Origin of the sequence: Candidatus Planktophila limnetica (assembly GCF_002288365.1) — a bacterium.
Classification (GTDB): Bacteria; Actinomycetota; Actinomycetes; order Nanopelagicales; family Nanopelagicaceae; genus Planktophila; species Planktophila limnetica.
Map to the genome: position 1 here is coordinate 827427 of NZ_CP016782.1, position 25826 is coordinate 853252.

A 25826-nucleotide genomic window follows, 5' to 3' on the forward strand; every position below is an offset into this window, starting at 1 on the left:
AAGTTTCTTACTTTCGCACCTCCTGTGGGAGGATTACTTAAATGATCTCCACGCAAAGTCTCGAGTTACGCGCTGGGGCCAGACTCTTAGTAAATAACGTCACTGTTCGAATTAATCATGGTGACCGCATCGGTTTCGTTGGCAGAAATGGCGCCGGTAAATCAACTCTTGCAAAAGTATTAGCTGGTGAAACTATGCCCGCTGGAGGCGCGGTTAACCGCACAGGAAAAATTGGTTACCTCCCCCAAGATCCACGCACCGGTGAAGATCAAGGAAGTGTTATCGATCGTATTTTGTCCGTTCGTGAATTAGATGCAATCGCAAAGCGCATGAGATCAGTTGAAGAAGAGATGTCTACAACTCAAGGCGATGAACTCGAAAAAGCTATGGAGCGCTATGGACGAGTCGAAGCAGAATTCAGTGCTGCCGGAGGTTATGCCGCAACTGCTGAAGCCGAAGCAATTGCATCATCCCTCGGTGTTCCGGAGAACTTATTTAATCAAGAGTTAGCAGCCCTTTCAGGTGGTCAACGCCGCCGTATTGAATTAGCGCGCATCCTTTTTAGTGGTGCTGAAACTCTTTTACTCGATGAGCCCACAAACCACTTAGATGCTGATTCAATCATCTGGCTCCGCGATTACTTAACTAAGTATTCTGGTGGGCTAGTAATTATCTCCCACGATGTGAACTTAATTGAAACAGTGGTCAACAAGGTTTTCTATATCGATGCCAACCGTAACGTTATCGATGTCTATAACCTTGGCTGGAAGCAATACCTATTACAACGCGAACAAGATGAGCACCGCCGTAAAAAAGAGCGCGCTAATGCTGAAAAGCGTGCCGAGATCTTGCAAAAGCAGGGCGAGAAGATGCGCGCTAAAGCAAGCAAAGCAACTGCAGCACAAGGCATGTTACGTCGCGCAGAAAAACTTAGATCATCCCTTGAAGATGTTCGCGTGAAAGACAAAGTGGCAAAACTACGTTTCCCAACTCCTTCACCTTGTGGCAAGACTCCAATTTCTGCCCACGATTTGTCTAAGTCATATGGCTCACTTGAAATCTTTACAGACGTCGGAGTTGTAATTGATAAAGGCTCTCGCGTTGTAATCCTTGGCCTAAATGGTGCGGGCAAAACAACGTTGCTACGTATTTTGGCAGGCGAACTTGAATCAGATACTGGCGAAGTAATTGCCGGTCACGGCCTAAAGATTGGTTACTACGCCCAGGAGCACGAATCCCTCGACTTTGAACGCTCCGTATTAGAAAACATGATGTCTGCAACTCCCGATATTCGAGAGCCAGAAGCACGCAACGTCCTTGGCTCATTTTTATTTATCGGAGATGACGTCCACAAACCGGTCAAGGTTTTGTCCGGTGGAGAAAGAACTCGTTTAGCACTAGCTGTTCTAGTTGTTGGCGCTGCCAATGTTTTGTTACTCGATGAACCAACGAATAACTTAGATCCGGCATCTCGTGATGAAATCCTTGCAGCCCTATCTGAATACCAAGGCTCAGTAATCCTGGTCTCTCACGATGAAGGCGCAGTTCAAGCCCTTAAGCCTGAACGAGTCATCTTGCTGCCTGATGGCGATGAAGATTTATGGAAAGACGACTATTTTGATTTGGTCAGTATCGATTAATCTAGGGCTATGTCCTACAAACGTTTTGCTATTGCACTACTAACCATTGCTTTGTTGGCAACAGGTGTTTCCCCTACGCATGCAGCGATTAAATCTGGCGCTAAGTGCACCTCTGCTAAAGCAAAAATAGTGGATCAAGGACTGACATACACATGTGTTAAAAGTGGCAAAAAACTAACTTGGAGCAAAGGTGTTGAACCAAAAGCGCCCACGTCATTTGCAGATGTAGAACAAAACGCTAAATCTGTTGCCTATTGGGCGTGGAAAAAGAGTTCACAGGTTGTAGCAACTAGTACGGCAAAGGCACCAAATTTGGTTATTCACATCGGACCAAATTCAGTAATTCTCAATGATCGCGCCAAGCCAGCCATGGAATTGGTTTCACGTTTGTATCCAACTGCAAAAGCACCTGCAGAAGTGAACCTTGTGTACTACACATTTAAAGATCTTGCATGGGCACAGGCAAAGCTCAATGAATTATCAAATAACGAACAAAGAAACCTCACTGATGGAGTGGACCGCAACTGCAGAGCGGAATTAGATTGCGCAGGCGCATCTGCTCGAACCACCAGAGATGGTGTGGCAATTCTTCTATTCGGTGTGCAAAATCCACCACCAACTGATTCAATTCACAAAAATGGAACACTTGAAGCTCATGAATACACTCACAACCTTCAGCAGGCCCCAAGTGTTGGAACAAGCAGCAATTGGGCGATGGTCCCCCGCTGGTATACAGAAGGTGGCGCCACATTTTCACAGGCAGCATCTATTTTCCATGCAACATATAACTCATATCGAATTGAGCGAGATCTTCGCACTCAAGATTTAACAAAAGGTGATTGGTTAACACAAGCCTGGTTAGAAGAATTTATCAATCCGCCAGGTTGGACTGATTGGAGTCCGTGGGAGAAATATTCAGGATGGCGCGTGTATGACATTGGTTGTGCGGTTACTGAAATTCTCACAGCCATAAAAGGTCCTGCAGCCACAATGGATCTGATCAATCTCATTGCTCAAGGAAATTCCTATGACCAAGCCTTTGAAAAGGCTTATGGAATCAAGTGGGTAGATGCTGTTCCGATTATTTCTCGAACAATTATTAAGGAATATAAGGGTTAAGCGTCGATCCTGTCGCGATCAATCTCTGCAGTAGAAATAAACTCTTTACGCGGTGCAACATCGTTGCCCATTAACAATTCAAACATTGCTTCAGCGGCTGTGGCATCCTTAATTGTGATGCGGCGAAGTGTGCGTGCATCTGGATCCATAGTGGTCTCGCGCAACTGATCTGCATCCATCTCGCCAAGGCCTTTGTATCGCTGGATTGGTTCTTTCCACTTCTTTCCAGCCTTCTTTAAATCCCCCGTTACTTTGCGCATCTCATCATCTGAGTATGTGTAGATGTATTCACCCTTTTTGCCGCCAGCGCCCATTGTTTCAATGCGGTGCAGTGGTGGGATTGCTGCAAAGACGCGACCATCATCGATCATCGGCTTCATGTATCGATACAAGAGTGTGAGCAATAAACAACGAATGTGCGCGCCGTCAACGTCCGCATCTGACATCAAAATAATGCGACCATATCGAGCCTCATCTAATTCGAAGGATTTTCCAGAGCCTGCACCGATTACTTGAATAATGGATGCGCACTCTGAGTTATCGAGCATCTGTGACAGCGATGCTTTTTGCACATTTAAGATTTTGCCGCGAATAGGCAAGATTGCTTGAAACTCTGAGTTGCGTGCAGCTTTTGTGGTGCCGAGTGCGGATTCACCTTCGACGATGAATAACTCTGTGCGATTAACATCCTCTGATCGACAATCAGAGAGCTTTGTTGGAAGGGATGAGGATTCCAAAGCATTCTTTCGACGTTGCAAATCTTTGTGGGCGCGGGCCGAAATACGGGTGCGAGATGCTCCGGCAACCTTTTCAAGAATTAAACGCCCATTGGCCTTATCAATTCGGCGCGTGGTGTTGAAAAACTCTTTCATTTTATCTGCCACAACAGCTGAAACAATTCGTGTGGCAGCAGCCGTTCCAAGAACTTCCTTTGTCTGTCCTTCAAATTGTGGCTCTGACATGCGAACTGTCACAACTGCGGTCAAACCTTCCATGATGTCATCTTTAATAACATCTGCTTCATTGTTTTTCAATGTTTTCGTGGATCGAAGCGCTTCATTAAATGCCTTGGTAATTGCTCGTTCGAAGCCCAGAACGTGTGTTCCACCCTTGGGTGTTGCAATGATGTTTACGAATGAGCGCTGAGTGTTATCAAAGCCATTGCCCCACTTCATGGCGATATCAACTTCCATATCGCGCTCTACTTCTGTGGAAACCATATGGCCCTTGTCATCGAGGACAGGAACTGTCTCTTGATAGTGGCCAGTACCGTAAATACGAATGACATCGCCTATTGGCTGATCAGGTTGTAGGAATTCGCAGTATTCGGAGATTCCGCCCTTGTGATAAAAAGATTCTGTGGTCTTTGTTTTAGTGCGATTATCATTGACTGTAAGAGTTAATCCCGGAACAAGGAAAGATGTTTGACGAGCACGCGCATATACATCTTCAAGGTCAAGTTCGGCTTCTTTTAAGAAGATCTGTTTATCACTCCACCACTTAATGCGGGTGCCTGTGACCTTGGCTGAAATTTTGCCAATAACGCGTAATCCAGATTTTGGTGTGAACTCTGCCTTTGGTCCATCGCCATCGAAAATGCCTGCAACACCGCGTTGAAAAGACATCCAATAAATCTTGCCATCGCGATCAACTTCGGCATCGAGGCGAACTGCAAGTGCGTTAACAACTGATGCGCCAACGCCGTGTAGACCACCGGAGGCCGCATAAGAACCGCCACCGAATTTACCGCCTGCGTGTAACTTTGTTAGAACAACTTCAACACCAGTAAGACCAGTCTTTGGTTCTTTATCAACTGGAATACCGCGACCATCATCGTGTACTTCTACAGAACCATCTGATTCAAGATTAATCTCAATTTTCTTACAATGCCCAGCGAGTGCTTCATCAACTGAGTTATCAATAATTTCCCATAAGCAGTGCATAAGGCCACGCGAATCGGTTGAACCGATATACATTCCGGGGCGTTTGCGAACTGCGTCTAATCCTTCAAGGACTGCTAAATCTTTTGCGGTATAGCTCTCCTGCAAGATATTTGCATCAATATTCTTGGAGGCCACGGTGGCAAAGGTTATCTTTCAATACCTCAAACCTGCGTGTAACTCGCCGCAAATGCTTCAGAAGGTGCGGTCACAGGTGATTCTCATCAAATTAACACAAAATTTACGCCTAAATATGCAATATTAACGAGCGGGGAATAACCAGACATGGTTTGATGTTCCATATAAAGAGCATCACCCACCACTTCCCGATTGAGAACGGAGAGAGATATGTCAGAACAATTGATTCTAGAAGCAGTACCTCTTAACGCCCTTGACCGATGCGATCGTTGCGGAGCACAGGCCTATGTTCGCGCCCTGCTTCTCTCTGGTGGAGAGCTTTTATTCTGTGGACACCACGGCAAGGAATACGCCGAAAAGATTCGTCCCATCGCAGCAAAGATTCAAGACGAGACATCAAAACTCGTTGAATCCCCTGCTGTTAATTAAAAGATTTTCCCCACTTTCATTTAACTAATCTGCCCTAAGCAATACGCTTGGGCAATGGCAATGCAGCTCGATAAACCCTTCTCAGCACCTAGACCCTCTGAGTACACAGCCATTCCTGCGCCGATTCTGCGCAAGCAGTGGCAAGGCGATTCACGCCTGCCTGGTCCAAAACCAATTTTCTCAGATCTGCTTACGCCAACTTTTATTATCGATACGCCGAATTTTTTGTTATCCATGCAGAAAAAATATGGCAACGCATGTTCATTCTTTCTCTCCCGCAGGCTATTTATCGGACTCTTCTCCCCATCTGCCGTCCATGAAGTAACAGTTGCCCAGCAGCACAAGTTTGTAAAAGGCGTTGGATTTGCACGCATGCGCAAGGTATTGGGTGAAGGACTATTAACTAACGAAGAGCCAATTCATCTTGCACACCGACGCATGATGCAGCCACCATTTCATCACGGAAATCTAGATGCCTACGTTGCAATCATGCACAATCTCATTACTGAGCACACAGAAGCCTGGAAAGAAAAAAGCACTGTAGACATTGCTCCTGAAATGATGGAGCTCACCTTAGAAATCGTCTCTCGTTGCCTCTTCGGTCTTGATTCACATGAATATACCCAGATCATTGCCGAATCCATGGAAGTAGCAATTGACCGTATTGAACGAACAATGTTGCCTGGACTTGAGCGCTTTGATAAATCTGCAATCAAGTATTTCAAGGAGTTCGAAGTCGCATCAGATAAATTAGTTGATACCGCAGAAGCCATCATCAATAAGCGCTTACAAAGCGGTGAAAATAAGGATGATGATTTATTGGGCATCATGCTTCAGATGCGAGATCACATCTCAATCGAGCACATTAGAGATGAAGTTTTAACTCTTATTCTCAGCGGACACGAAACCACCGCCAATGTCATGAGTTGGGCATTTTCATACCTTTCGAAAAATCCTGAGGTTCGAAAAGAGTTAGAAGCTGAGGCCGATCGCGCTGCGTGGATCACTGAAAAACGTATTCCTACATATCAAGAGTTAGAAGCGAGCTCACCAATTACTTCAGCAATTTTTGAGGAGACGATGCGCTTAGCACCACCAGTATGGATTGCACCTCGTATTGCGACAGAGGATTGCGTCATTGACGGGATAAGTATTCCTAAGGGTGCACACGTATTGGTGAGCCAATTTGTCACCCACAGAAATTCAGATTATTTTGACAATCCACTTGCTTGGAATCCATCTCGTTGGCTCAATACCAACCTGGAAAAGAGCTTGCCTCGCGGTGCGTATTTTCCATTTGGTGCGGGTACTCGCAAGTGTCTTGGTGAATATTTCGCAATTGCTGAAGCGCGTTTAATTCTGATGATGGTTGCAAAGAACTTCAGATTAGATGGTGATTTTCCAAAGGCTCAACCTCGAGCAACATATCGCCCTAAGGGCAGAGTAAGAGCTCGAGTTACCGCTCGTTAATTACTTTTGGCTACCAGCCGTAATTTTGAGTCTTTAAATACACACGCAACTCTGAGAAGTATTTGGCTGTACTCATGCCGTAAGTCTTCTCAAATGCTGTTGGAAAATCTGTTCCTAATCCGATTAAGCCGATCATCCCAAGCGTGTCATTGAGGGTGAATCCTTTGGTAATTAAAAACTCATTCATCAACAAACCAAGACCATATTCACAGCCTTTATTATTTCCAAAACCTTCTGCAGTGTTATTTGACTCCCACTTTTGCAAGGAAGCTTCGCACGTTGCTTTATCCCTTGGGCTCATCTCAACTTTTCTTGCAACTGAATAATTGGCAAAGGATTTACCGCCATCGAAGTTGGCAAGGATTATGTTCATGCCCACGTTTGCTGAGCCTTCACGTACCCAATCTGGAACTCTGTCCCAGTATTGACCCCAGCGTTGAGTTTGGTACAGATGGAAAAGTTCGTGTCCGCCTTGAATCAACATGGTGTTTTGCATGATGAGATCATTTCTAACATCAGGTGCACGCCAGACCACTGCTAGTTCACATCCGGCGCTTCCCTGATTTGGGCTAATGAATTTGGCAATATTTGTGCAGTTATTTGCTGTGAGCTTGTCTTTAACCCACGATTCTTTTTCACCAATAATCCATTGAGGTGTGTACCCAAGTGGGGCAATACTTTCGTAAACCGAAAATGCATATTGCGCGTTTTCCGTCATTTGAATTACTGCTTTGTCATCGGGTGATTGCAAAGAAGTTTTAAGCTTTGGTACTCCTGGAACTCTCTGCGCAACTAACTTCTTTGCGTACTCTTCTAGCGCAGAGAGTTGGGAATCACCCGTACCTGGGTTTGAAGGTTTTTGCTCACCGCCGGATTTTTGAACACTCCACTTGAGAGTCTTGCCACTTTTCTTGCAGACCAAACTCTGTTTGCCGGACTTCACTACCAAATCTTTAGTCGTGCACTTAGCCCCTGCCTTTGCTGCAGCCCACGAAGAAGGTGCGGAAGTAACAAGAAGAACGGCCACTAATAAGTAACTTAAGCGGCGCATCAACATCTTCTTTTCTCTAGTTTTTAATCTAGGTAATCGCGCAGCACCTGGCTGCGTGAAGGATGTCGCAATTTAGACATTGTCTTTGATTCAATCTGGCGGATACGTTCGCGAGTAACGCCGTATACCTTGCCGATTTCATCAAGGGTCTTTGGTTGTCCATCTGTTAGGCCAAAGCGCATCGCAACCACGCCTGCTTCACGTTCTGACAAAGTATCTAGAACTGAGTGCAACTGCTCTTGCAGCAATGTAAATGAGACCGCATCGGCTGGAACAACTGCTTCAGAGTCTTCAATGAGATCTCCGAATTCAGAGTCTCCTTCTTCACCTAGTGGTGTGTGAAGTGAGATTGGTTCGCGGCCGTACTTTTGTACTTCCACCACTTTCTCAGGTGTCATATCTAATTCACGTGCGAGCTCTTCTGGGGTCGGTTCGCGACCTAAGTCTTGAAGCATCTGGCGTTGCACACGAGCCAACTTGTTAATGACTTCAACCATGTGTACTGGAATACGAATTGTGCGAGCCTGATCTGCCATCGCACGAGTGATTGCTTGTCGGATCCACCACGTCGCATATGTCGAGAACTTATAACCCTTTGTGTAGTCGAACTTTTCAACGGCGCGGATAAGTCCGAGGTTTCCTTCTTGAATTAAATCAAGGAAGAGCATTCCGCGGCCGGTGTAACGCTTTGCAAGGGAAACCACCAAGCGAAGGTTTGCCTCTAACAGGTGATTCTTTGCGCGCTTTCCATCTTCAACGATGAATTCGAGTTCACGCTTGAGTTTCTTATCCAACTTCTTTTCAGTAAATAGCTTGTATTCAGCAAATAATCCCGCTTCAACGCGAGTTGCGAGCTCTACTTCGAGTTCGGCATTTAGAAGTGCCACACGACCGATTTGCTTGAGGTAATCCTTAACTGGGTCCGCCGTCGCACCAGCTGTCATAACAGTCTGTGCTGGCGCATCATCTTCTTCAGAGGCCTTTAATGTGAAGGCATTTTCTTCATTGCCAGTGGCATCTTCTGCCTTGAGGTCAACAACTCGTGGTTGGTTGCCTTTATCTTCAGCCTCAGAGTCAATGATTTCAACTGCTTCAGCGATAAGAGATTCAACATCTTCGAGGTCTACTTCTTCTACTTCAACTTCTTGCCCGTCAATTTTAACAACTACAGGCTTACCAGTTTTAGCATCAATTTTTGGCGCAACAACCTTTGGTGCAGGTGGGGCGATGAGTTCTAGTTCAACTTTTTTGAGCATACGAAATGGCGAACCGAGTCCGGCCTTGCGTAATTTTTCAGTTGCAACTGGCACAGTGACCGCGAGCGCACGTGCTTCATCTACTAAATCTTTATCACTCTTCTTTGGAATGCGGTTAATGGATGTCACACCGCGAGATTCCAGTTCTGCAAGTACTTCCTTTTGGCGCGTAGCAATTGTCTTAGCATCAACAATGGCCTGCACATCTTTTGCGGTTAGATCTTTCTTGAGTTCAATCTTTTTTGGAACAATTTTTTTAGCTGGAGCTTTTTTCGCTGGCGCTTTTTTAGCAACAACTTTCTTTGCCGGAGCTTTTTTTACAGGTTTGCTTTTCGCAGCACTCTTTTTCGCTACTGCTTTCTTCTTGCCCCTGTTTTTGAGCGCACTAAATACAGCCACAATTGTCCTTTTGTTTTTTCTCTTCGAAGCCGAAGAGGCGATGGGTATATTATAATTTGTCCACAGGCTAAATTGCACATCCAAAAACGTACATTCGACCTAATTTCTTATAGCGCGAGCGCTTTACGCACCACAGCGCCCACAGATTCGACCTCAACTAGGAAGCCATCGTGGCCAAATGGGCTCGTAATCGTCTCCACAGGGGCCGCATGCGGGGCTAATTCGGCTATCTCTGCCTGCAGCCGTGGCGGAAAGAGTCGATCGGTATCAATGGATAAAACCATGACGGGCACGATGATGGACTCAAGAGCCGGGCCCACGCCCCCGCGTTCGCGGCCAATGTCATGAGAATTCATCGCCTCTGTAAGTGCGATGTAGGTATTGGCATCAAAGCGCGTGGCCAACTTTGTGGCTTGGTGATCAAGGTATGACTCAACAGCAAAGCGACCTGTGTCATCGCCTTGTAATTGGCGACCAAAGCGCACATCCATTTCAGCTTCTGTGCGATAGGTCAGGTGTGCAATACGACGAGCGATTCCCATACCTTCAACAGGTCCGCAATCTTTATCGTAATAATCACCACCACTATAAAACGGATCAGATTTGATGGCTCTGATTTGAATCGCTGCAGTTCCAATTTGATCCCCAGTTGCAACTGCTGATGAACCAATTGTGCAAATTGCTCCCACGCGTTCTGGATGCATCACAGCCCATTCCAGGGCTCGCATTCCACCTAAGGATGGCCCCAGTGCAAGTTTGTATTTCTTAATTCCGATTGCATCTGAAAATGCTATTTCGCCTGCGACCATGTCTCGAATAGTCACCGATGGAAAACGAGATCCCCAACGCGCGCCATCTGGTGCAATCGATGATGGCCCTGTGCTTCCTTGGCATCCACCAATGACATTAGGACAGAGAACAAAATACTTATCTGTATCTAGTGGCAGCCCAGGCCCCACCATCGATGGCCACCATCCCGGCACATCAGACCAACCAGTCATTGCATGATTTACTAAAATTGCATTATCGCGGGCAGCATTTAATGTGCCCCACGATTGGTAGGCGATGGTGACATCGGGCAGGACTTCGCCACTTTCTAATTCGAGATCTCCGATTTTTATAAATTTGCGATCGCCCACATCATCGCCTTCAAGCCATGCACCCGTGACGTCATAACGATCGTGTGGTGATTTCTTTTGAATAGACACAGTAATTAATTCCTTCGACGCACTTGCAGCAGCCACATCAGATGTAACCCTGCCAGGTCTTCACCCAGAGCACCCCGCCGCGGTGGAGGGTTGCCGTCTAGCAAGCTGGGGCTATAACTAGAACTCGTGACCTATTGGCAAGGGTAACAAAGCACAGCGCTTTGAATCAAATGAAAATCAACCAAAAATCATGGCGCAGACTTTGGGGTGTAAATCAGCGCGCATTGCGGCAAAGGCGTTAATCGGCCAGCCCGATGCAAAGACGCGCTGTAGCAAGGTGGCAAGTGAGTACCGCCCATCATCTGCAATGGCACGTCCTAAGTACTGCGCTGCACTTTGCTTATCCGCACTTTCATATGCGATGGCCGCGCAGAGTGATGCAACGGGTGCAATAGATCCTGGCGGTGCCATAGATAAAAGCTCTGTCCACATCACAAGATATGTGGCCATGCTCTTGTGATTATGTGAACCCAGTGCGAAATCACGTACTTGAATATCAGATAAGCGACCAAGTACTCGAGCTTTAAGCAGTGTATTAACGCTACATCCCATTGATTCATACTCTCCTGCTAAATCAATGATCGCTGTGGCGCCATCTTGTTGCAGAGCATTAAGTTCGTGGCTATCTACATCTACCAAAAAAGAGCGAACGCTTCTGGCGAAATCTTCATCGCGGTAATCCACCGCAGTTGCCGTGCTCATTTACTGCACAAACATTGTTGGGGCGCTGACAACTTTAACCGTTGCTACGCGAATGGTTTTTATCTGACCTGTCACTGCGCGGATGGTGCCCTGGTTAGACCACGTCCCACCCCATGTAGCAAGCAGTGTTACTAAATACGTTCCCTCTTGTAAGTATGCGTGCTGAATGGAACCAGCCGGATATGGAGCACCAGGATCTGTGCTCTGCATAACGCTGCCATCGCCAAATGACCAAGAAAAAGATGGTCGAAGCGTAACGTCAACAACTTCACCAACAATGTTAAAGCGAGTGCTAAATATCTTTGGCAAGTCACACCAAAAAACAACCGGTACATGCACCAGTGGCTCAAATGCTGGTTGGTATGCAACTCCCCCAGTTGGCAGCAACTTTGTTAAGCGATCGGCAATTGATGTGGCAGCCGTAGACTTTTTGGCCACGGCTTTTGTTTTCTTTACAGCCGGTTTTCTCTTGACCACAGGCTTTTTGGTAGCAACAACAGCGCTTGGTTGCTTGAGAACAAATCTTTTGACCACTGGCTTTTTCGGCACAGATTTTTGAATAGCAGTAACTTTTTTAACTACTGTGGCAACTTTTTTGCTCTTAGGTCCATTGCCCTTTTGTCCGGAGACAACAATTTGCCCATTTTCAACGGCGACACCCAAACAAGCTTTGGTGCAATCAGCGGCCCATGTTTTGGGCGCTGGAATAAGAAATGCGATGAGCAATGGTGCGCTAACGCCTGCGATGAGTACTTTGGATATTTTCATAGTTGGCGCAGGGTAAATAGGTCAGAGCCCGTAAAAGATTTGAAATCGCGCGCATGTGGATACTTATGCCACTCTAGAACCGTGGCAGCGCGAGATGGTGACGGATGGGTCCAGTGCGATTGTGGAAACAAGCACTGGGGTCTACATGGCGCTGCTGGTTTATTGCTTGTGCGCGATTCAATGGTTTTACTCCAACACCGAGCGCCGTGGGTGCATAACGGTGACACATGGGGAATTCCAGGCGGTGCCCGCGACTCTCACGAAGATGTCATAGAAGGTGCACTACGAGAAGCGATTGAGGAAACTGGTTTAGATCCAAATCTTGTGACACCTGTAGTAGTTCATGAAGATAACCACGGCAATTGGAAATACGACACTGTTATTGCCTCAGCTAGTGCTGATTTAGTCGCACGTGAATTAAATGATGAATCTCATGAAGTGCGTTGGGTGGAGATTGAAGAATTAAGTGAACTGAACTTACATCCAAGCTTTGCAGCGTCCTGGCCGAAGGTAAAAGAACTAGTCCTTAAGTTGATTGGAGAGTCGCTGTAGGGATTCGCGCACAACAGCCTTATCCGAAGTTCGCCAGAGCGGCGGCATTGAGTTTAAAAGCACGCTCCCATATCTCTTATTAACAATTCGTGAATCAAGGATTGCCACAACACCACGATCTTCAACTGATCTAATCAAACGCCCTGTGCCTTGTGCCAATAACAACGCAGCACGTGGCAAGGAAATCTGCATAAACCCAGAACCGCCACCGGCATCTGCTTGCGCAGCGCGAGCAGACATCACTGGTTCATCGGGACGTGGAAATGGAATGCGATCAATTGTGACAAGCACACAGGAGTTTCCTGGCACATCAACTCCTTGCCAGAGTGACATCGTGCCGAGCAGCACTGATGTTGCATCTTTTGCAAAGCGTTCGACCAGTGGCCCAACAGCATCTCCTCGCTTTTGTGTAATGATCTTTATTGGCAGCTCTGCTAATACTTTTCGCAGATGTAAATCGGCAGCCTCCACACCTCTCCATGAACTAAAAAGTGCCAGGGTTCGACCACCTGCTGCGTCAATTAATTCACCTAACTCTTCTAATACATCCGGATGAACACCTTCGCGGCCAGGCTCTGGCAAGTGCTTTGGTAAATACAAAACACCTTGATTAGCAAAATCAAAGGGAGAACCAACATCTAACATCGCAACGTTACTTGGATCAATATCGCCATCTTCACTAGTGGCATCTTCATCGCCGCCAACTGTAAAACCAATAGATCTAGCCATCGCATCCATTGAATTGCCCACACTTAAGGTTGCAGATGTTGCAATCACTGGGGTTTTTGTCAGTAAATTTGCGCGCAAAACATTGGAAACACTTAAGGGCGCTAGGTGCAGAGTCTGAAACGTTGGTTCATACCAAAGAACTTGTCCATCACTATTTCGCATAATCTTTGTGCACGTTGTATTAATTTCATTGACCGCACCTTTTACTCGTGCGCGCTCAGCCAGGGCGTCACTGCCAATTGCTTCTTCATCGGCGCTAATGGATTGCACAATCGCGGCCGCTGCTTCTTTCACACGACGAATCGGTGCTTCTAGGGATGCTGGAATTTCTTCTAAGCGACCTTGCAGAGCAGGATTTTGGCGAACATCTTGTCCGTAATCTGCCATCGTGTCATGAAAATCATCGGCAGCTTTTGTAAAGGTGTCAGCTAATTTGCCGGGCATGTGTTTACGAGCCATTGCAGCAGCCCTGATAACTCGAGCCGAAGTAAGTTCTTCAGTAACCGCTTGTGTTGTGCGATCCATAAATTCATGTGCTTCATCCAAAATAACAGCATCTCGTTCGGGCAAGATCGGATGTGAATCAACGATTTCAATTGCCAGCAACGTGTGATTAGTAATGACGATGTCCGCGCTTTGTGCACGCCCCTTTGCAAGAGCTGCAAAACATTGATGGCCATAAGCACAGACATCGGCGCCCACACATTCGCGTCCAGATAAAGAGTTGGCAGCCCACACTCTGCGATCTACTTCTGGTGCATCATCTCGGTCCCCTGTTGCACCGGGAGATTTAGCCCATGCATGTAAACGTTGTGCGTCTTTTCCAAGGGATGAAACTTCGAGCAGAACTTGCCCATCAGGATCTGGTTCTTCGCTATTCATCTTTTGCAGACAGATGTAATTGCCAACGCCTTTATATATTCCGTATGTAATTTCGCGACCTAAGACTTTTTCAAGGGCTGGAACAACTGCAGGTAAATCTCTTTCGACCAATTGGCGTTGCAGTGCAAGCGTTGCTGTTGCAACTAATACTTTTCGACCGTGCACAAGGGCCGGAACAATGTATGCAAGTGATTTTCCAGTACCAGTGCCAGCTTGAACCATAAGGTGATGGCGATCAGTTAAAGCGTTAGCAACTGCTTCAGCCATTTCAATCTGACCTTCGCGAGGTGAGCCACCGATTGCCTCAACTGCGGCATCTAATGCCTTTCGCACTTGGGCTGATAGTTCGCTCATTTTTGCAACAATAATGTAAGCGCAGCAACAGCGCTATCAAATCCCTTATCTTCAAAGCTTTCAGGTCGACCACAACGAGCGATTGCTTGCTCGAGGGTATTAACGGTTAAGACGCCAAAGCCAATTGGCCTTGAGAACTTAAGGCTGACATCGATCACGCCTTGCGTGACACCCTGACACACATAATCAAAGTGTGGAGTTTCACCTTGAATAACAACACCTAAAACAACTGCGGCATCAAAACCTTTTTCAAAGGCGAATTGCGCAGCAAGTGGTAATTCAAAAGAACCAGGTACGCGGATAACTTCGCTCTTAGCCTTTGCCAAAGCACATGCGCGCTGCGCACCTATGATTAAATCTGCACAAATATCATCGTGCCATGTGGCGCTAATGATTGCGATTGTGGCGTTTGGTATTTCCTTAATCGAAACTTCTGGTGCATGCCCGGCCATTAGTTATCCTTTCCAATTAAGTGCCCCATGACGGAGCGCTTTGTATCGAGATATTTCTGATTAAAAGAACTCTGTCCAACTGAAATCTCTTCAACTAAAACCTTGATGCCAGCGGCCTTCAGAGTTGAAATCTTGTCAGGATTATTTGTCAGTAATCGCACCGAAGAAATGCCCAAAGCCTTAGCAATCACAACCACATCATCAAAGCTGCGCTCATCTGATTCGTGACCGAGTGAAAGATTTGCTTGCACAGTGTCTTGCCCTTGATCTTGAAGAGCATATGCCTTGATCTTTTGTGCAAGACCAATGCCGCGGCCCTCATGTGCACGAAGATAAATAATTACTCCAGATCCGGCATCTGAAATACGATCAAATGAATGATGCAGTTGTGCTTGGCAATCACAGCGCTTAGATGAGAAGACATCCCCCGTTAAGCACTCAGAGTGCACGCGCATCAATACTTCTGATCCACCGCTGATGTCTCCTAGGGCCACAATTGCGTGATCAATACCCGCAGAGTTTGTATACGTACTTACTTTCCACACACCATCATTGATTGGCAGATTTGCCCAGAGAAGTTGTGGCGCAGTCGATTTAAATGCTGCAAGGTTTTTACTACGCGCATATTCGGCTAACGCTTCGATCGAAATAATTGGTAAAGAGTGCGCGGCCGCGAATTTTTCAAGATCTGGCATGCGAGACATCGAGCCATCTTCATTGACGATCTCGCATAACAAACCAACAGGTTGGGCGCCAACAAGTGCTGCCATAGCAACTGCGGCCTCTGTGTGACCTTGGCGCTGTTCAAGTAATCCATCTGCTGCAATCAGAGGAAAAATATGGCCCGGGCGAACAAAGTCATCTGCTGTTGCATCGGCGCGTGCTAATTCGTTAAATGTTGTTGCTCGCTCTGTGGCGCTCACTCCTGTTGTCAGATTCTTCTTCGCGTCCGTTGTGACAGTAAATGCTGTGCGATTTGTGTCTTGATTCTTTGCCCACATCAAAGGCAAGCCCAATGTGCGTGCGCGATCGCGATTCATTGGAGCACAGAGCAACCCTGTGGAATAACGATTCATGAACGCGACTTTTTCAGGCGTTGCCTTTTCTGCCAACATAATGAAATCGCCCTCGTTCTCACGATTTTCATTATCAACGACAATAACAATTTCACCCGAAGCAAATGCTTTGAGGGCCTGGTCAACAGGAGTTAATGCACTCATTTATTTTTTCTCCATCATTCGCTCGACGTACTTGGCCAGCACATCAACTTCGATGTTGATTAAATCTCCAGGTTTTTTTGTTGAAATTGTTGTTCGCTCCAGCGTCTCTGGAATTAACCAGACTGTGACAACGCAAGTTTCATCATTTACTTCTCCCACAGTTAATGAAATTCCTGAAAAACAGATAGAGCCCTTTGCAACGATGTATTTAAGAAGTGATGATTCAACCTTTACTTCGCACTTCATCCACTGCTCCCCTGGAGTCAGTGCAACGAGGGTTCCTGTGCCATCAACGTGGCCTTGGACAATATGACCACCCATGCGTGTATCTAATTGTGCAGCGAGTTCGAGATTTACTTCGCTGCCTTGGGCAATCTGGCCCAATGATGTAATCGCAAGTGTTTGCACCATGGCATCTGCCGTAAAAGAATCTGGCGTTACATGTGTGGCAGTTAAACAGACGCCATCAACGCTGACTGAGTCACCTTCTTTAATCTGTCCTGCTAAATGAGCAGCTTTGATAGTGATCTGTGCGCTCGTTTCTGCGCGCGCAATAGTTGTGACGGTGCCGCGCTCTTGAACTAATCCTGTAAACATATTTACTCGTTCGTAATTCTGTAGATGGATTTAACGTCATCACCAAAGGTTTCGGTGCTCACGCGTGGCATTTTCATTGCATGATCAAGAGTTAGCGCACCAAGATCTGCAACAAAGTTCTTGCCAGCGCCCAGTAACGATGGGCCTTGATAAATCATTAATTCATCCAACATGCATGCGTGCAGCATTGCAGAGGCAAGAGTGGGTCCTGATTCCAGCAAGATGTGGTTAACGCCAAGTGCCAAAAGTTCGGCTGCAACTACATCTAGATCTTTACTTGCAATGACCTTCGTTGGCGCTGCGCCATCTAATACTTGTGCACTCTTTGGCACCTCTTGTGTTCCACAAACAATGCGAAGCGGATTCTTGCCTTCTATTGCATCTCTTGGCACCAAGTGCGGATCATCTGCAATGACAGTCTGTGTTCCGACCATGATGGCATCGACACCGCGACGAACCTTTTGCACATCGGCCCTTGATGCTTCATTGGTAATCCACTTGGATGTGCCATCTAACGCTGCGATTTTTCCATCCAGTGTTGCAGCAACTTTCCATGTAATAAATGGGCGACCTTTAATAATTTTTGTTAGCCACGCGCGATTGGAATAACTAGCTTCGTCAACGCCAACACCTGCAACAACTTCGATGCCAGCAGCTTTCAATGCAGCCGCGCCACCGGCAGCTTCTGGGTTTGGATCTGCAACGGCGTAAACAACTGTGGCAATACCTGCATCAATAATCACTTGCGTGCACGGCCCTGTTGTTCCGGTGTGATTACATGGTTCGAGGGTCACATACATCGTGGCACCGCGTGCCTTCTCGCCTGCAATTTTTAACGCAACTACTTCTGCGTGATCAGCACTTGATGCGCGATCATGAAAACCTTCTGCGATAACAGAACCATCTGCGCCAATAATTACTGCGCCAACAATGGGGTTGGGGGCTGTGCGAGCGAGTCCTTTTTCAGACAGGGCGATAGCACGTTGCATAAAAGCTAGATGATGTGTCATCTGTGCAGATCTCCCAGTCTCTAGTTCAGTGTTACAACAGAGTTACCGGGGTGCACGAAAAAAAAAGCAAAGCAGGCAGCGCCCACCGCAATTTTTGTTTCCTCTCATCCGGACTTTAACCGTCGGTCTCAGAATTTCACTGAGTCAACCGATACCTGGATGGCATCGGGTCGCGGACTATAACCGCCGGTTCGAAATTACATCGACCCCGGAAACAACATTGCAATTCTAACCTAGAAGAACCCCCACCCCCAACAGATGGGGGTTCCCTTTCTAGCTAACTTATTTCGCAGCTCCTGCTTGTTTTGCTCCTGGAACTTCGAGAAGTTTGCCTGTTTCAACTTCATAGACGTATCCATGAATTGGAATATTTGAAGGCACAAGTGGATGGCGACGAATTCTTTGAACATCTTCAATAACTGCTTTATCGCGATCTGAAATCGTGAGCCAATCAATGTAAGCACCTTCATTAGAACCTGGGCCTTTACCAACATCATAAAAACCTTCGCTGCCAAGGGCTGCAGTTTCTAAGCTCTTTGATAGAAGATCGCGCATAGCAACATCTGTAAAGAACTCCATGCCGCAATTACTGTGGTGAATAACAAACCACTCTTTAGTGCCGAGTAATTTGTAGGAGATAACGAGTGAGCGAATTGCATCATCTGATGCACGAGCGCCAGCATTTCTAATAACGTGCGCATCGCCTTCACTTAAGCCCGCATACTTTGCTGGATCAAGACGTGCATCCATGCAGGTTAATATTGCAAATCCTCTAGCTGGCGGTAGTGCGAGTTTGCCCTTCTCGCCAAAACTATCAACGTATTTTTTGTTAGCATCTAAAACTTCATTTAAAACTGACATTTAAAATCCTCACCGTCATGTCTGTAAAAGTAATTCTTTTACTTACGGGAGAAAATAACATTTTAAATTCAACAAGAGAACTCAAGAAGAATTAGCAATTGCGATGCTGTTGCATTCGTTCATGCAATTAATTCGCACATAAGAAAACCCCGCCGAAGTTAATCGACGGGGTTTTCTAACGGGGTTGGTTAAAGTTTTATGAGCAACCGCTTGTGTTTCCACAACCTTCGCACACGAAGCAAGCACCTGACATACGCATCTTCACACCGCATGTCATGCACAGTGGCGCATCAGATTTGATACCCATTGACTCAAGAAGATCTGATGAAGAACCAATTGTCTGCGTTGGTGCTGCTGCAACCGGAGCCGCTTCGATCTTTACTTCAGTTTTTACAACCGCAGGAGCCGCCACAGGCGCAACTGCTTTTGGGGTATCAGAGCCCGCGATTGGTGCGTACTCGCCACCATTGTCTAGTGCTGCTTGACGCTCTGCTGATGTGTATAGACCCATCGCACTGCGTTGTTCAAATGGCATGTAATCAAGTGCTAAACGACGGAAGATGTAATCCATCATTGATTGCGCCATGCGAATGTCAGCATCATCTGTCATACCTGCTGGTTCAAATCGCAAGTTTGTGAACTTCTCAACAAATGTTTCTAGTGGAACACCGTATTGAAGACCGATTGATACTGCGATTGAGAACGCATCCATTACACCGGCCAACGTCGATCCTTGCTTGCCGAGCTTGAGGAATACCTCACCGAGTGCACCATCTGCGTATGCACCAGCGGTCATGTAACCCTCGGCGCCACCAACAGCAAATGATGTTGTTGTTGCAGGACGTGATTTAGGAAGACGCTTGCGAACAGGGGAGGCAATTACTTGCGCATCTACTGGTGCATCTTTCTTCTTAGCCTTGCCATCAGATAATGGTTGTCCAACCTTGCAATTATCGCGATAGACAGCAAGTGCTTTCACACCCATCTTCCACGCTTCAAAGTAAACCTCTTCAACTTCTTCAACTGTGGCATCTTCTGGCAAGTTAACAGTCTTTGAAATCGCACCCGATAGGAATGGTTGGCATGCAGCCATCATTCGAACGTGGCCCATTGGAGCAATTGAACGTGCACCAAGTGCGCAGTCAAATACTTCGTAGTGCTCAGGCTTTAATCCTGGAGCATCGATCACGTGACCATTTGCTGCAATGAATTCAACGATTGCTTCGATGGTCTCTTCTGCATAACCAAGTTTGCGAAGGGCGGCAGGTACTGTCTGGTTAACGATCTGCATAGATCCGCCACCGACTAGCTTCTTAAACTTTACAAGTGAGAAGTCAGGTTCGATACCAGTTGTATCGCAATCCATCATCAAACCAATTGTTCCAGTTGGTGCAAGAACTGAGATCTGCGCGTTGCGCCATCCGTTCTTATCTCCTGTTGTAAGACATGCATCCCAGGCCTTATTCGCCTCTGTCCACACATCGCGATCAAGTGTTGTCTCTGTCTTTGCAGCCGATGATGCCGCAGCGTGCTTGCGCATAACGCGAGCATGCGGCTTAGCATTTTGTGCAAAGCCGGCATACGGTCCAACGATTCCTGCGAGTTCTGCAGAGCGCTTGTATGTAACACCTGTCATCAATGATGTGATGGCGCCAGCTAATGCGCGTCCACCTTCGGAGTCATAAGCAAGACCAGATGCCATAAGGAGTGCACCTAGGTTTGCATATCCGATACCGAGTTGACGGTAAGCCTTTGTTGTTTCGCCAATTGCTTCAGTTGGGAAGTCAGCGAAGCAGATTGAGATATCCATTGATGTGATCACAAGTTCGCATGCGCGAGCAAATGTCTTTGCATCAAATGAACCATCTTCTTTTAGGAACTTCATCAAGTTAAGGGAAGCCAAGTTACAAGATGAGTTATCTAGTGACATGTACTCAGAGCAAGGGTTTGACGCATTGATGCGACCTGTCTCTGGGTTTGTGTGCCAATCATTGATTGTGTCGTCATATTGAATTCCAGGGTCAGCACATGCCCACGCAGCTTGTGCCATCTTTGTAAACAATGTGCGAGCATCAACGCGCTCGATGACATCGCCACTTGCGCGACCGACTAGACCGAAGTCTTCGCCCTTTTCAACTGCGCGCATGAATTCATCTGATACGCGAACTGAGTTGTTAGCGTTCTGGTACTGCACGGAAATAATGTCTTTTCCGCCAAGGTCCATATCAAAACCAGCATCGCGTAATGCGCGAATCTTGTTCTCTTCGTTGACCTTTGTCTCAATGAACTCTTCGATATCTGGATGATCAACATCTAGAACAACCATCTTGGCTGCGCGACGTGTCGCACCACCAGATTTAATTGTTCCAGCGGATGCATCTGCGCCTCGCATGAATGAAACTGGACCGGAGGCGGTTCCACCTGATTTTAGTAACTCTTTCGCAGAGCGAATACGTGAAAGGTTTAGTCCAGCACCGGATCCGCCTTTGAAGATCATTCCTTCTTCGCGGTACCAGTTAAGAATTGATTCCATAGTGTCATCGACTGAGAGAATGAAGCACGCACTTACTTGCTGTGGTGCATTTGTTCCCACGTTAAACCACACTGGTGAGTTGTATGCAAAGTACTGGTGCAACAACATAAATGTTAATTCGTGCTCAAAGATTTCTGCATCTTTGTCAGTGGCAAAGTATCCATGCTCTTTACCAGCTTTTGTGTAAGTCAATACAACGCGGTCAATAACTTGCTTAAGTGACCATTCGCGATTGTCATATCCCAATGCACCGCGGAAATACTTTGTTGTCACAATCGTTGATGCGTTCACTGACCAGAAGTCAGCAAATTCCACACCACGTTGTTCAAATACGGTCTCGCCAGTCTTCCAGTTTTGCTGCACCACATCGCGACGTTCCCATTTAACTTCATCGTATGGGTGCACGCCTTCCTTTGTGTAGATGCGTTCGATCGTTAAGCCCTTACCTTTTAAGGTGTTGTGAGCTTTGATCTTTACTGGGCGGTTGATGACCGTGTCTGACATTTTTTAATCCCCGTATTCGTTAGTTGGAACTTTTGATTTTGTGCATGGATGTATTGCTTTTTAATTCATCAGTAATTGGGGAATTACTTTGATTGCTACTGTTCTTGTTGCTTTGCGTGCTTTGGGAATTCGCACTCGAAGGTATTGCTCGCAGTAATGCGATCTCTACTTCGAAATCTTCAAGGGAGGTAAAGTTACGGTATACCGAGGCATATCGCAGGTAGGCGACCTCATCTAGTTCTCGGAGTGGCGCAAGAATTGCTAGGCCAACCTCCTGTGCTTCGATATCTGCTTGACCTGTTGCGCGAAGTGCTTCTTCAACACGCTGTGCCAAAAGAACTAGATCATCTTCATTAACCGGACGTCCCTGGCACGCTTTGCGCACGCCAACTAGGACCTTTTCACGGCTAAATGGTTCTGTGGCGCCGCTTCGCTTGATGATGTTAAGCAGTGCTACTTCTTGAGTTGAAAATCTCTGTCCGCACTCTGGGCATTCGCGGCGACGGCGAATCTGTGTGCCTTCTTCTACTGGGCGAGAGTCCACGACTCTGGAGTCATCGTGTCTGCAAAACGGGCAAATCATCTCGGCGTGTCCTCTCTCTTAAATCCCACTATTTTGAAAAATCCGATGTATTGAGCGGAGTGAGAACTTTACCGTAAAAACACTACTTATGGAAAGTTTTCTCGTTTCAACCCCTACATATAGTGGAAACCATAAAGGATTGCCTGAGAGTTTGCCTGTATTGATGGCACATTGCGCTCACCCCCGCGTGTCGCAGGGTGCAAGCCGACTAGAAGGAGCGCTGCCCGCCTAGGTAGGTCGCTAGAACCGTGATTGCGCGCATGGCCGCAGGCCCTGCCGCAAGCGGGTTGGCATCGACAACAGCAAAGTCTGCGTACTTACCCACTTCGATGCTGCCGATCAGATCGGCCTTACCCAGGGCCTTGGCCCCACCCATTGTGTGGGCAATCAGAGCGGTTCTGGCATCGATTTTTAAATCATTGGCGCCAAGTTCTGTTCCGTGAACAGTTAAGCGATCCATAGCAGCTGCCATCGCTTCAAATGGATTTGGTTTACCCACTGGAGCATCGGAAGAAAGAGCAAAGCTGACACCATTTTTTACGAATTCACCAAGTGGATTAAAGCGCTCGCCAATTTCATTGCCAACAGCTGTGACAACACCATCGCCCCAGTTGTGATGATGGATAGGTTGATTCACCGCAATGATTTCTAAATCATGTAACTCATGTGATTGCTTCTCTTGTGGCAAACCACAGTGCTCGATTCGCACAATTGGAAAAGCACCGTTAACACTTTTAATCTCTTTGTTGCGCATTGCACGAGCAGATGAAATAACCATTCCGATTGCAGTCGGTGATTGGGCATGTGTGGCAATGTGATAGCCCTGTGTCGCACAATCGAGAAATATTGATTCAAACTCTTGCGCATCGTGATAGAGCTGACCAGTTCTATTCTTATCTGCTTTATATCCTTCTGGAAAGTATGCAGTCCAGCCGCCTAAGGTGCCATCGGCATACATCTTGATTCCATTTGCTGTCAGCATTGTGTTATCAATTGCGGCATCTTGACTAAGTTTTTTAGCGTGTCCAACTTGGGATGAAATCAAATACATTGAATAGCGCACCTTGAGCGCACCATTTTTCTTTGCATCCTTATATGTATCAAATTCTCGTTGGCTGACTTGGGCATCGCCCACTGATGTCACGCCATGGCGAATGAATTCGTGTTGTGCCTGCAAGAATTGTTTTGTAAGAACACTTTGGGTATCAGGTAAGTGAAAGTTAGGTCCATGATTTGTGACCTTCACGCCGGCATCTCCAGTTAAAATGTCACACGCCGCATCCCAGATAACACCTGTGGGATTTCCGCTTGCATCACGCTCAAAAGCGCCGCCTTTAGGATCTGGTGTCTTTGCTGTAATCGCACTTTTTTCAAGGACTAATGTGTTTACTGCCCCGCCGTGACCACTTGCATTCATGACATAAATTTCGCGAGTAGTACTGATTTGATCAATATCTTCTTTCGTGGGGTGTCGACCTTCTTCTAAATTGCGGTGTTCATACCCAAAGGCTCGAAGTGGAACTCCTGCTGGCAGTGCTGCTTCTTCCCTTTTTAATATCTCAATAATCTGGGTGATGTTCTTAGCTTTACTAGGTCCAACATCGACCCAATCCATCATCTGTCCATACATCAATGGGTGTGCATGGGGATCGACGAATCCTGGCAAGAGCACTGCGCCTTTAAGATCGATGATTTCTGTTGCACCAGCAGATAACTCAGCACTTTTTCCAATCGCACTGATGATGCCATCTTTGACTGCAATGGCATCGGCACCTACTGGTAGTTCTACGGTTGGAGAAATAATCTGCGCGTTAATGAAAACTTTCATTTTTTATCCGCCGGAGATCCTGGTTCAGTAACAATAATGACACTCGGTGTGTTCATTGATAACGCTTTCTTAAATTGTGTGCGCAGTTCATCCGGAGTGCGCACGCGAGATGCATTCATACCAAAACCTTTAGCAACATCTGTTAGATCAAAGGATGAAATATCCACGCCATTTCGATCAGCCTTGGCGCGATCAAATGAATCACGGATTTCGCCATAGCCTGCGTTATCCCAAATGATGGTGACAATTGTTCCGCTGACATCTCGAGCCGTTGCTAACTCTGAAATAGTAAAGAGAACTCCACCATCTCCAGCAATGATGACAACAGGATCTTTTGGCGCTGCCACTTTCGCACCAATTCCCATAGGAAGTGCGGGGCCTAGCGTTCCAAGTCCATATGGTGCAAGCCAACGAGATGGAGTTGACCATGGTGTGTAGTGATGGGCGGTGTATGCCAACTGCGTTGAATCCAGGGAAACAATTGCATTTGCCGGCATCTGCTCATTGATGACATCTAGCCAAGCAAAGTGCGAGCGAGATTGATTCGTCCAACCAATATCTGCGCGCGCTTGTGCAGCTGCAGCCGGTGCTCCTTGATTGCTACTCACAAAACCACTATCGGTGAGCGCTTGTGTAAGAGCTGATGCAAAGAGCGCGGCATCTGAAACAACACCGATCTCAGCTGTGAGCCCAGATTGCAATTGCGTTGTATCTAGATCTACTCGAATCATTAAACGAGGCTGGCCCACTCGCTTGCCCGTATAAATAATGTCCACATCACTAAATTCTGTAGCGATTGCGATCACCACATCAGCCGATGCAATCAGTGCCTGTCCCCCAGTAAATGGCAGAGTTGTTCCGGCATTGAGTGGGTGCTTATCTGGCAGCAAACCACGAGCGTTGCCCGTTGTAATAACTGGTGCTTGTAGTTTTTCTGCTAACTCTTGAATCTGGCGATGCGCACGATTTGCACCACCACCGCAAATAATGACAACAGAGGCTGCTGACTTAACTGCATCCGCTACTTTTTTAATATCAGAATCTGTTGGTGTGCGCACCGCAGCTGCAACGCTTAACTTTTTCATTGGCGCAATGTCGCGACTTAAGACATCAAATGGCACAGATATGTGCACAGGTCGTGCTCGATTAACAGACCAACTGGCAAAGGCTGTGGCAACAACTTCTGAGAATTGATCAGGATCAGTAACAGTCACACTGGCATCGGTCAGCTGAGTGAAAAACCCTGCTTGATCTGGAACATCATGTAATGGTCCGCGATTTTTTCCACTGAGCTCTGATTCTGTACTTGCTGCAAGAACCAACATCGGAATCGAGTCATGCCAGGCTTGTGCAATAGGTGTTGCAGCATTTAAAACACCGGGGCCGGAAACTAATACGCAGACCCCTGGTTTGCCTGAAATACGCGCATATCCATCTGCCATAAATCCTGCGCCTTGTTCGTGGCGAGGAACTACTCCTTTGATGCCGCTTTCTGTAATACCGCGGTAATACTCGATGGTGTGCACACCTGGAATACCAAAAATTGTGTCCACGTCATATTGCTTTAGCAACTTCATTGCTTCGCTACCGAAACTCATCTA

At 46.7% G+C, this 25826-nt stretch carries 21 protein-coding genes and 2 riboswitches; of the genes, 5 read left to right on the forward strand and 16 right to left on the reverse strand.

From position 1 onward, the window contains the following. Positions 1 to 41: 41 nt before the first annotated feature. Both PHILAsVB114_RS04375 and PHILAsVB114_RS04380 read left to right on the forward strand, forming a co-directional pair. Positions 42 to 1640, forward strand: coding sequence for an ABC-F family ATP-binding cassette domain-containing protein (locus PHILAsVB114_RS04375; protein ID WP_095698167.1), 1599 nt, complete (start codon positions 42 to 44; stop codon positions 1638 to 1640). 9 nt (positions 1641 to 1649) lie between these two features. Next, a complete protein-coding gene (locus tag PHILAsVB114_RS04380; protein ID WP_095698168.1) occupies positions 1650 to 2759 on the forward strand; it encodes a hypothetical protein in 1110 nt (369 codons plus the stop codon). On the opposite strand, the gene PHILAsVB114_RS04385 is transcribed toward PHILAsVB114_RS04380, so the two are convergent. Continuing rightward, positions 2756 to 4837 carry a DNA gyrase/topoisomerase IV subunit B gene (locus PHILAsVB114_RS04385; protein WP_095698169.1) on the reverse strand — a complete coding sequence of 694 codons (2082 nt, stop codon included), beginning with the start codon at positions 4835 to 4837 and terminating at the stop codon, positions 2756 to 2758. The two genes, PHILAsVB114_RS04380 and PHILAsVB114_RS04385, sit on opposite strands and share 4 nt — an antisense overlap. Before the next feature lie 210 nt (positions 4838 to 5047). Between PHILAsVB114_RS04385 and PHILAsVB114_RS04390 the strand changes: the two genes are divergently transcribed. Together PHILAsVB114_RS04390 and PHILAsVB114_RS04395 are read left to right on the forward strand one after the other, a co-directional pair. Beyond that, positions 5048 to 5266, forward strand: coding sequence for a DUF7455 domain-containing protein (locus PHILAsVB114_RS04390; RefSeq protein ID WP_095698170.1), 219 nt, complete (start codon positions 5048 to 5050; stop codon positions 5264 to 5266). Between the two features lie 54 nt (positions 5267 to 5320). Further along, positions 5321 to 6736, forward strand: a complete 1416-nt coding sequence (locus PHILAsVB114_RS04395; protein ID WP_095698171.1) for a cytochrome P450 — start codon at positions 5321 to 5323, stop codon at positions 6734 to 6736. 10 nt (positions 6737 to 6746) lie between these two features. Here the strand turns inward: PHILAsVB114_RS04395 and PHILAsVB114_RS04400 are convergent, their stop codons facing one another. From PHILAsVB114_RS04400 to PHILAsVB114_RS04420, 5 genes are all read right to left on the reverse strand, one after another. Continuing rightward, the gene (locus tag PHILAsVB114_RS04400; protein ID WP_095698172.1) at positions 6747 to 7787 is read right to left on the reverse strand and encodes a hypothetical protein; all 1041 of its coding nucleotides are present in this window, start codon (positions 7785 to 7787) and stop codon (positions 6747 to 6749) included. Positions 7788 to 7810: 23 nt separating this feature from the next. After that, positions 7811 to 9442, reverse strand: coding sequence for an RNA polymerase sigma factor (locus PHILAsVB114_RS04405; protein WP_095698173.1), 1632 nt, complete (start codon positions 9440 to 9442; stop codon positions 7811 to 7813). 107 nt (positions 9443 to 9549) lie between these two features. Then, on the reverse strand, positions 9550 to 10686 hold the full coding sequence (gene metX / locus PHILAsVB114_RS04410; protein ID WP_236850860.1) for a homoserine O-acetyltransferase MetX: 1137 nt from the start codon (positions 10684 to 10686) through the stop codon (positions 9550 to 9552). Beyond that, positions 10665 to 10782, reverse strand: a riboswitch (SAM riboswitch). Its footprint overlaps the gene before it by 22 nt. 45 nt (positions 10783 to 10827) lie before the next feature. Further along, positions 10828 to 11352 (reverse strand): DUF4192 family protein, encoded by a 525-nt coding sequence (locus PHILAsVB114_RS04415; RefSeq protein WP_095698174.1) that lies wholly within the window; start codon positions 11350 to 11352, stop codon positions 10828 to 10830. Further along, positions 11353 to 12120 carry a PKD domain-containing protein gene (locus PHILAsVB114_RS04420; protein ID WP_095698175.1) on the reverse strand — a complete coding sequence of 256 codons (768 nt, stop codon included), beginning with the start codon at positions 12118 to 12120 and terminating at the stop codon, positions 11353 to 11355. 81 nt (positions 12121 to 12201) lie between these two features. Between PHILAsVB114_RS04420 and PHILAsVB114_RS04425 the strand changes: the two genes are divergently transcribed. Further along, complete coding sequence (locus PHILAsVB114_RS04425) at positions 12202 to 12672, forward strand: NUDIX hydrolase (RefSeq protein WP_095698176.1); 471 nt, start codon at positions 12202 to 12204, stop codon at positions 12670 to 12672. Here PHILAsVB114_RS04425 and PHILAsVB114_RS04430 read toward each other — a convergent pair. From PHILAsVB114_RS04430 to PHILAsVB114_RS04475, 10 genes are all read right to left on the reverse strand, one after another. Then, entirely contained in the window at positions 12640 to 14637 is a 1998-nt protein-coding gene (locus PHILAsVB114_RS04430) for an ATP-dependent DNA helicase (RefSeq protein ID WP_095698177.1), read from the reverse strand. The two genes, PHILAsVB114_RS04425 and PHILAsVB114_RS04430, sit on opposite strands and share 33 nt — an antisense overlap. Then, positions 14634 to 15089, reverse strand: coding sequence for a 6,7-dimethyl-8-ribityllumazine synthase (gene ribH, locus PHILAsVB114_RS04435; protein ID WP_095698178.1), 456 nt, complete (start codon positions 15087 to 15089; stop codon positions 14634 to 14636). The genes PHILAsVB114_RS04430 and ribH overlap by 4 nt, the downstream gene beginning before the upstream one ends. Continuing rightward, a complete protein-coding gene (gene ribB, locus PHILAsVB114_RS04440; protein WP_095698179.1) occupies positions 15089 to 16309 on the reverse strand; it encodes a 3,4-dihydroxy-2-butanone-4-phosphate synthase in 1221 nt (406 codons plus the stop codon). Before ribB ends, ribH begins: the two co-directional genes overlap by 1 nt. Further along, the gene (locus tag PHILAsVB114_RS04445; RefSeq protein ID WP_095698180.1) at positions 16310 to 16906 is read right to left on the reverse strand and encodes a riboflavin synthase; all 597 of its coding nucleotides are present in this window, start codon (positions 16904 to 16906) and stop codon (positions 16310 to 16312) included. A gap of 2 nt (positions 16907 to 16908) precedes the next feature. Continuing rightward, a complete protein-coding gene (gene ribD / locus PHILAsVB114_RS04450) occupies positions 16909 to 17916 on the reverse strand; it encodes a bifunctional diaminohydroxyphosphoribosylaminopyrimidine deaminase/5-amino-6-(5-phosphoribosylamino)uracil reductase RibD (RefSeq protein ID WP_095698181.1) in 1008 nt (335 codons plus the stop codon). A 92-nt stretch (positions 17917 to 18008) separates the two neighbouring features. Further along, positions 18009 to 18136, reverse strand: a riboswitch (FMN riboswitch). 62 nt (positions 18137 to 18198) lie between these two features. Further along, positions 18199 to 18777 (reverse strand): beta-class carbonic anhydrase, encoded by a 579-nt coding sequence (locus tag PHILAsVB114_RS04455; RefSeq protein WP_095698182.1) that lies wholly within the window; start codon positions 18775 to 18777, stop codon positions 18199 to 18201. 196 nt (positions 18778 to 18973) lie between these two features. Beyond that, entirely contained in the window at positions 18974 to 21814 is a 2841-nt protein-coding gene (locus PHILAsVB114_RS04460; protein ID WP_095698183.1) for a vitamin B12-dependent ribonucleotide reductase, read from the reverse strand. A 19-nt stretch (positions 21815 to 21833) separates the two neighbouring features. Next, positions 21834 to 22397 carry a transcriptional regulator NrdR gene (nrdR, locus tag PHILAsVB114_RS04465; protein ID WP_095698184.1) on the reverse strand — a complete coding sequence of 188 codons (564 nt, stop codon included), beginning with the start codon at positions 22395 to 22397 and terminating at the stop codon, positions 21834 to 21836. 208 nt (positions 22398 to 22605) lie between these two features. Next, positions 22606 to 24225: an amidohydrolase gene (locus PHILAsVB114_RS04470; protein WP_095698185.1), complete on the reverse strand. Its 1620-nt coding sequence runs from the start codon at positions 24223 to 24225 to the stop codon at positions 22606 to 22608. Beyond that, positions 24222 to 25823, reverse strand: coding sequence for a 5-guanidino-2-oxopentanoate decarboxylase (locus tag PHILAsVB114_RS04475; protein WP_095698186.1), 1602 nt, complete (start codon positions 25821 to 25823; stop codon positions 24222 to 24224). Before PHILAsVB114_RS04475 ends, PHILAsVB114_RS04470 begins: the two co-directional genes overlap by 4 nt. Between the last annotated feature and the right edge of the window lie 3 nt (positions 25824 to 25826).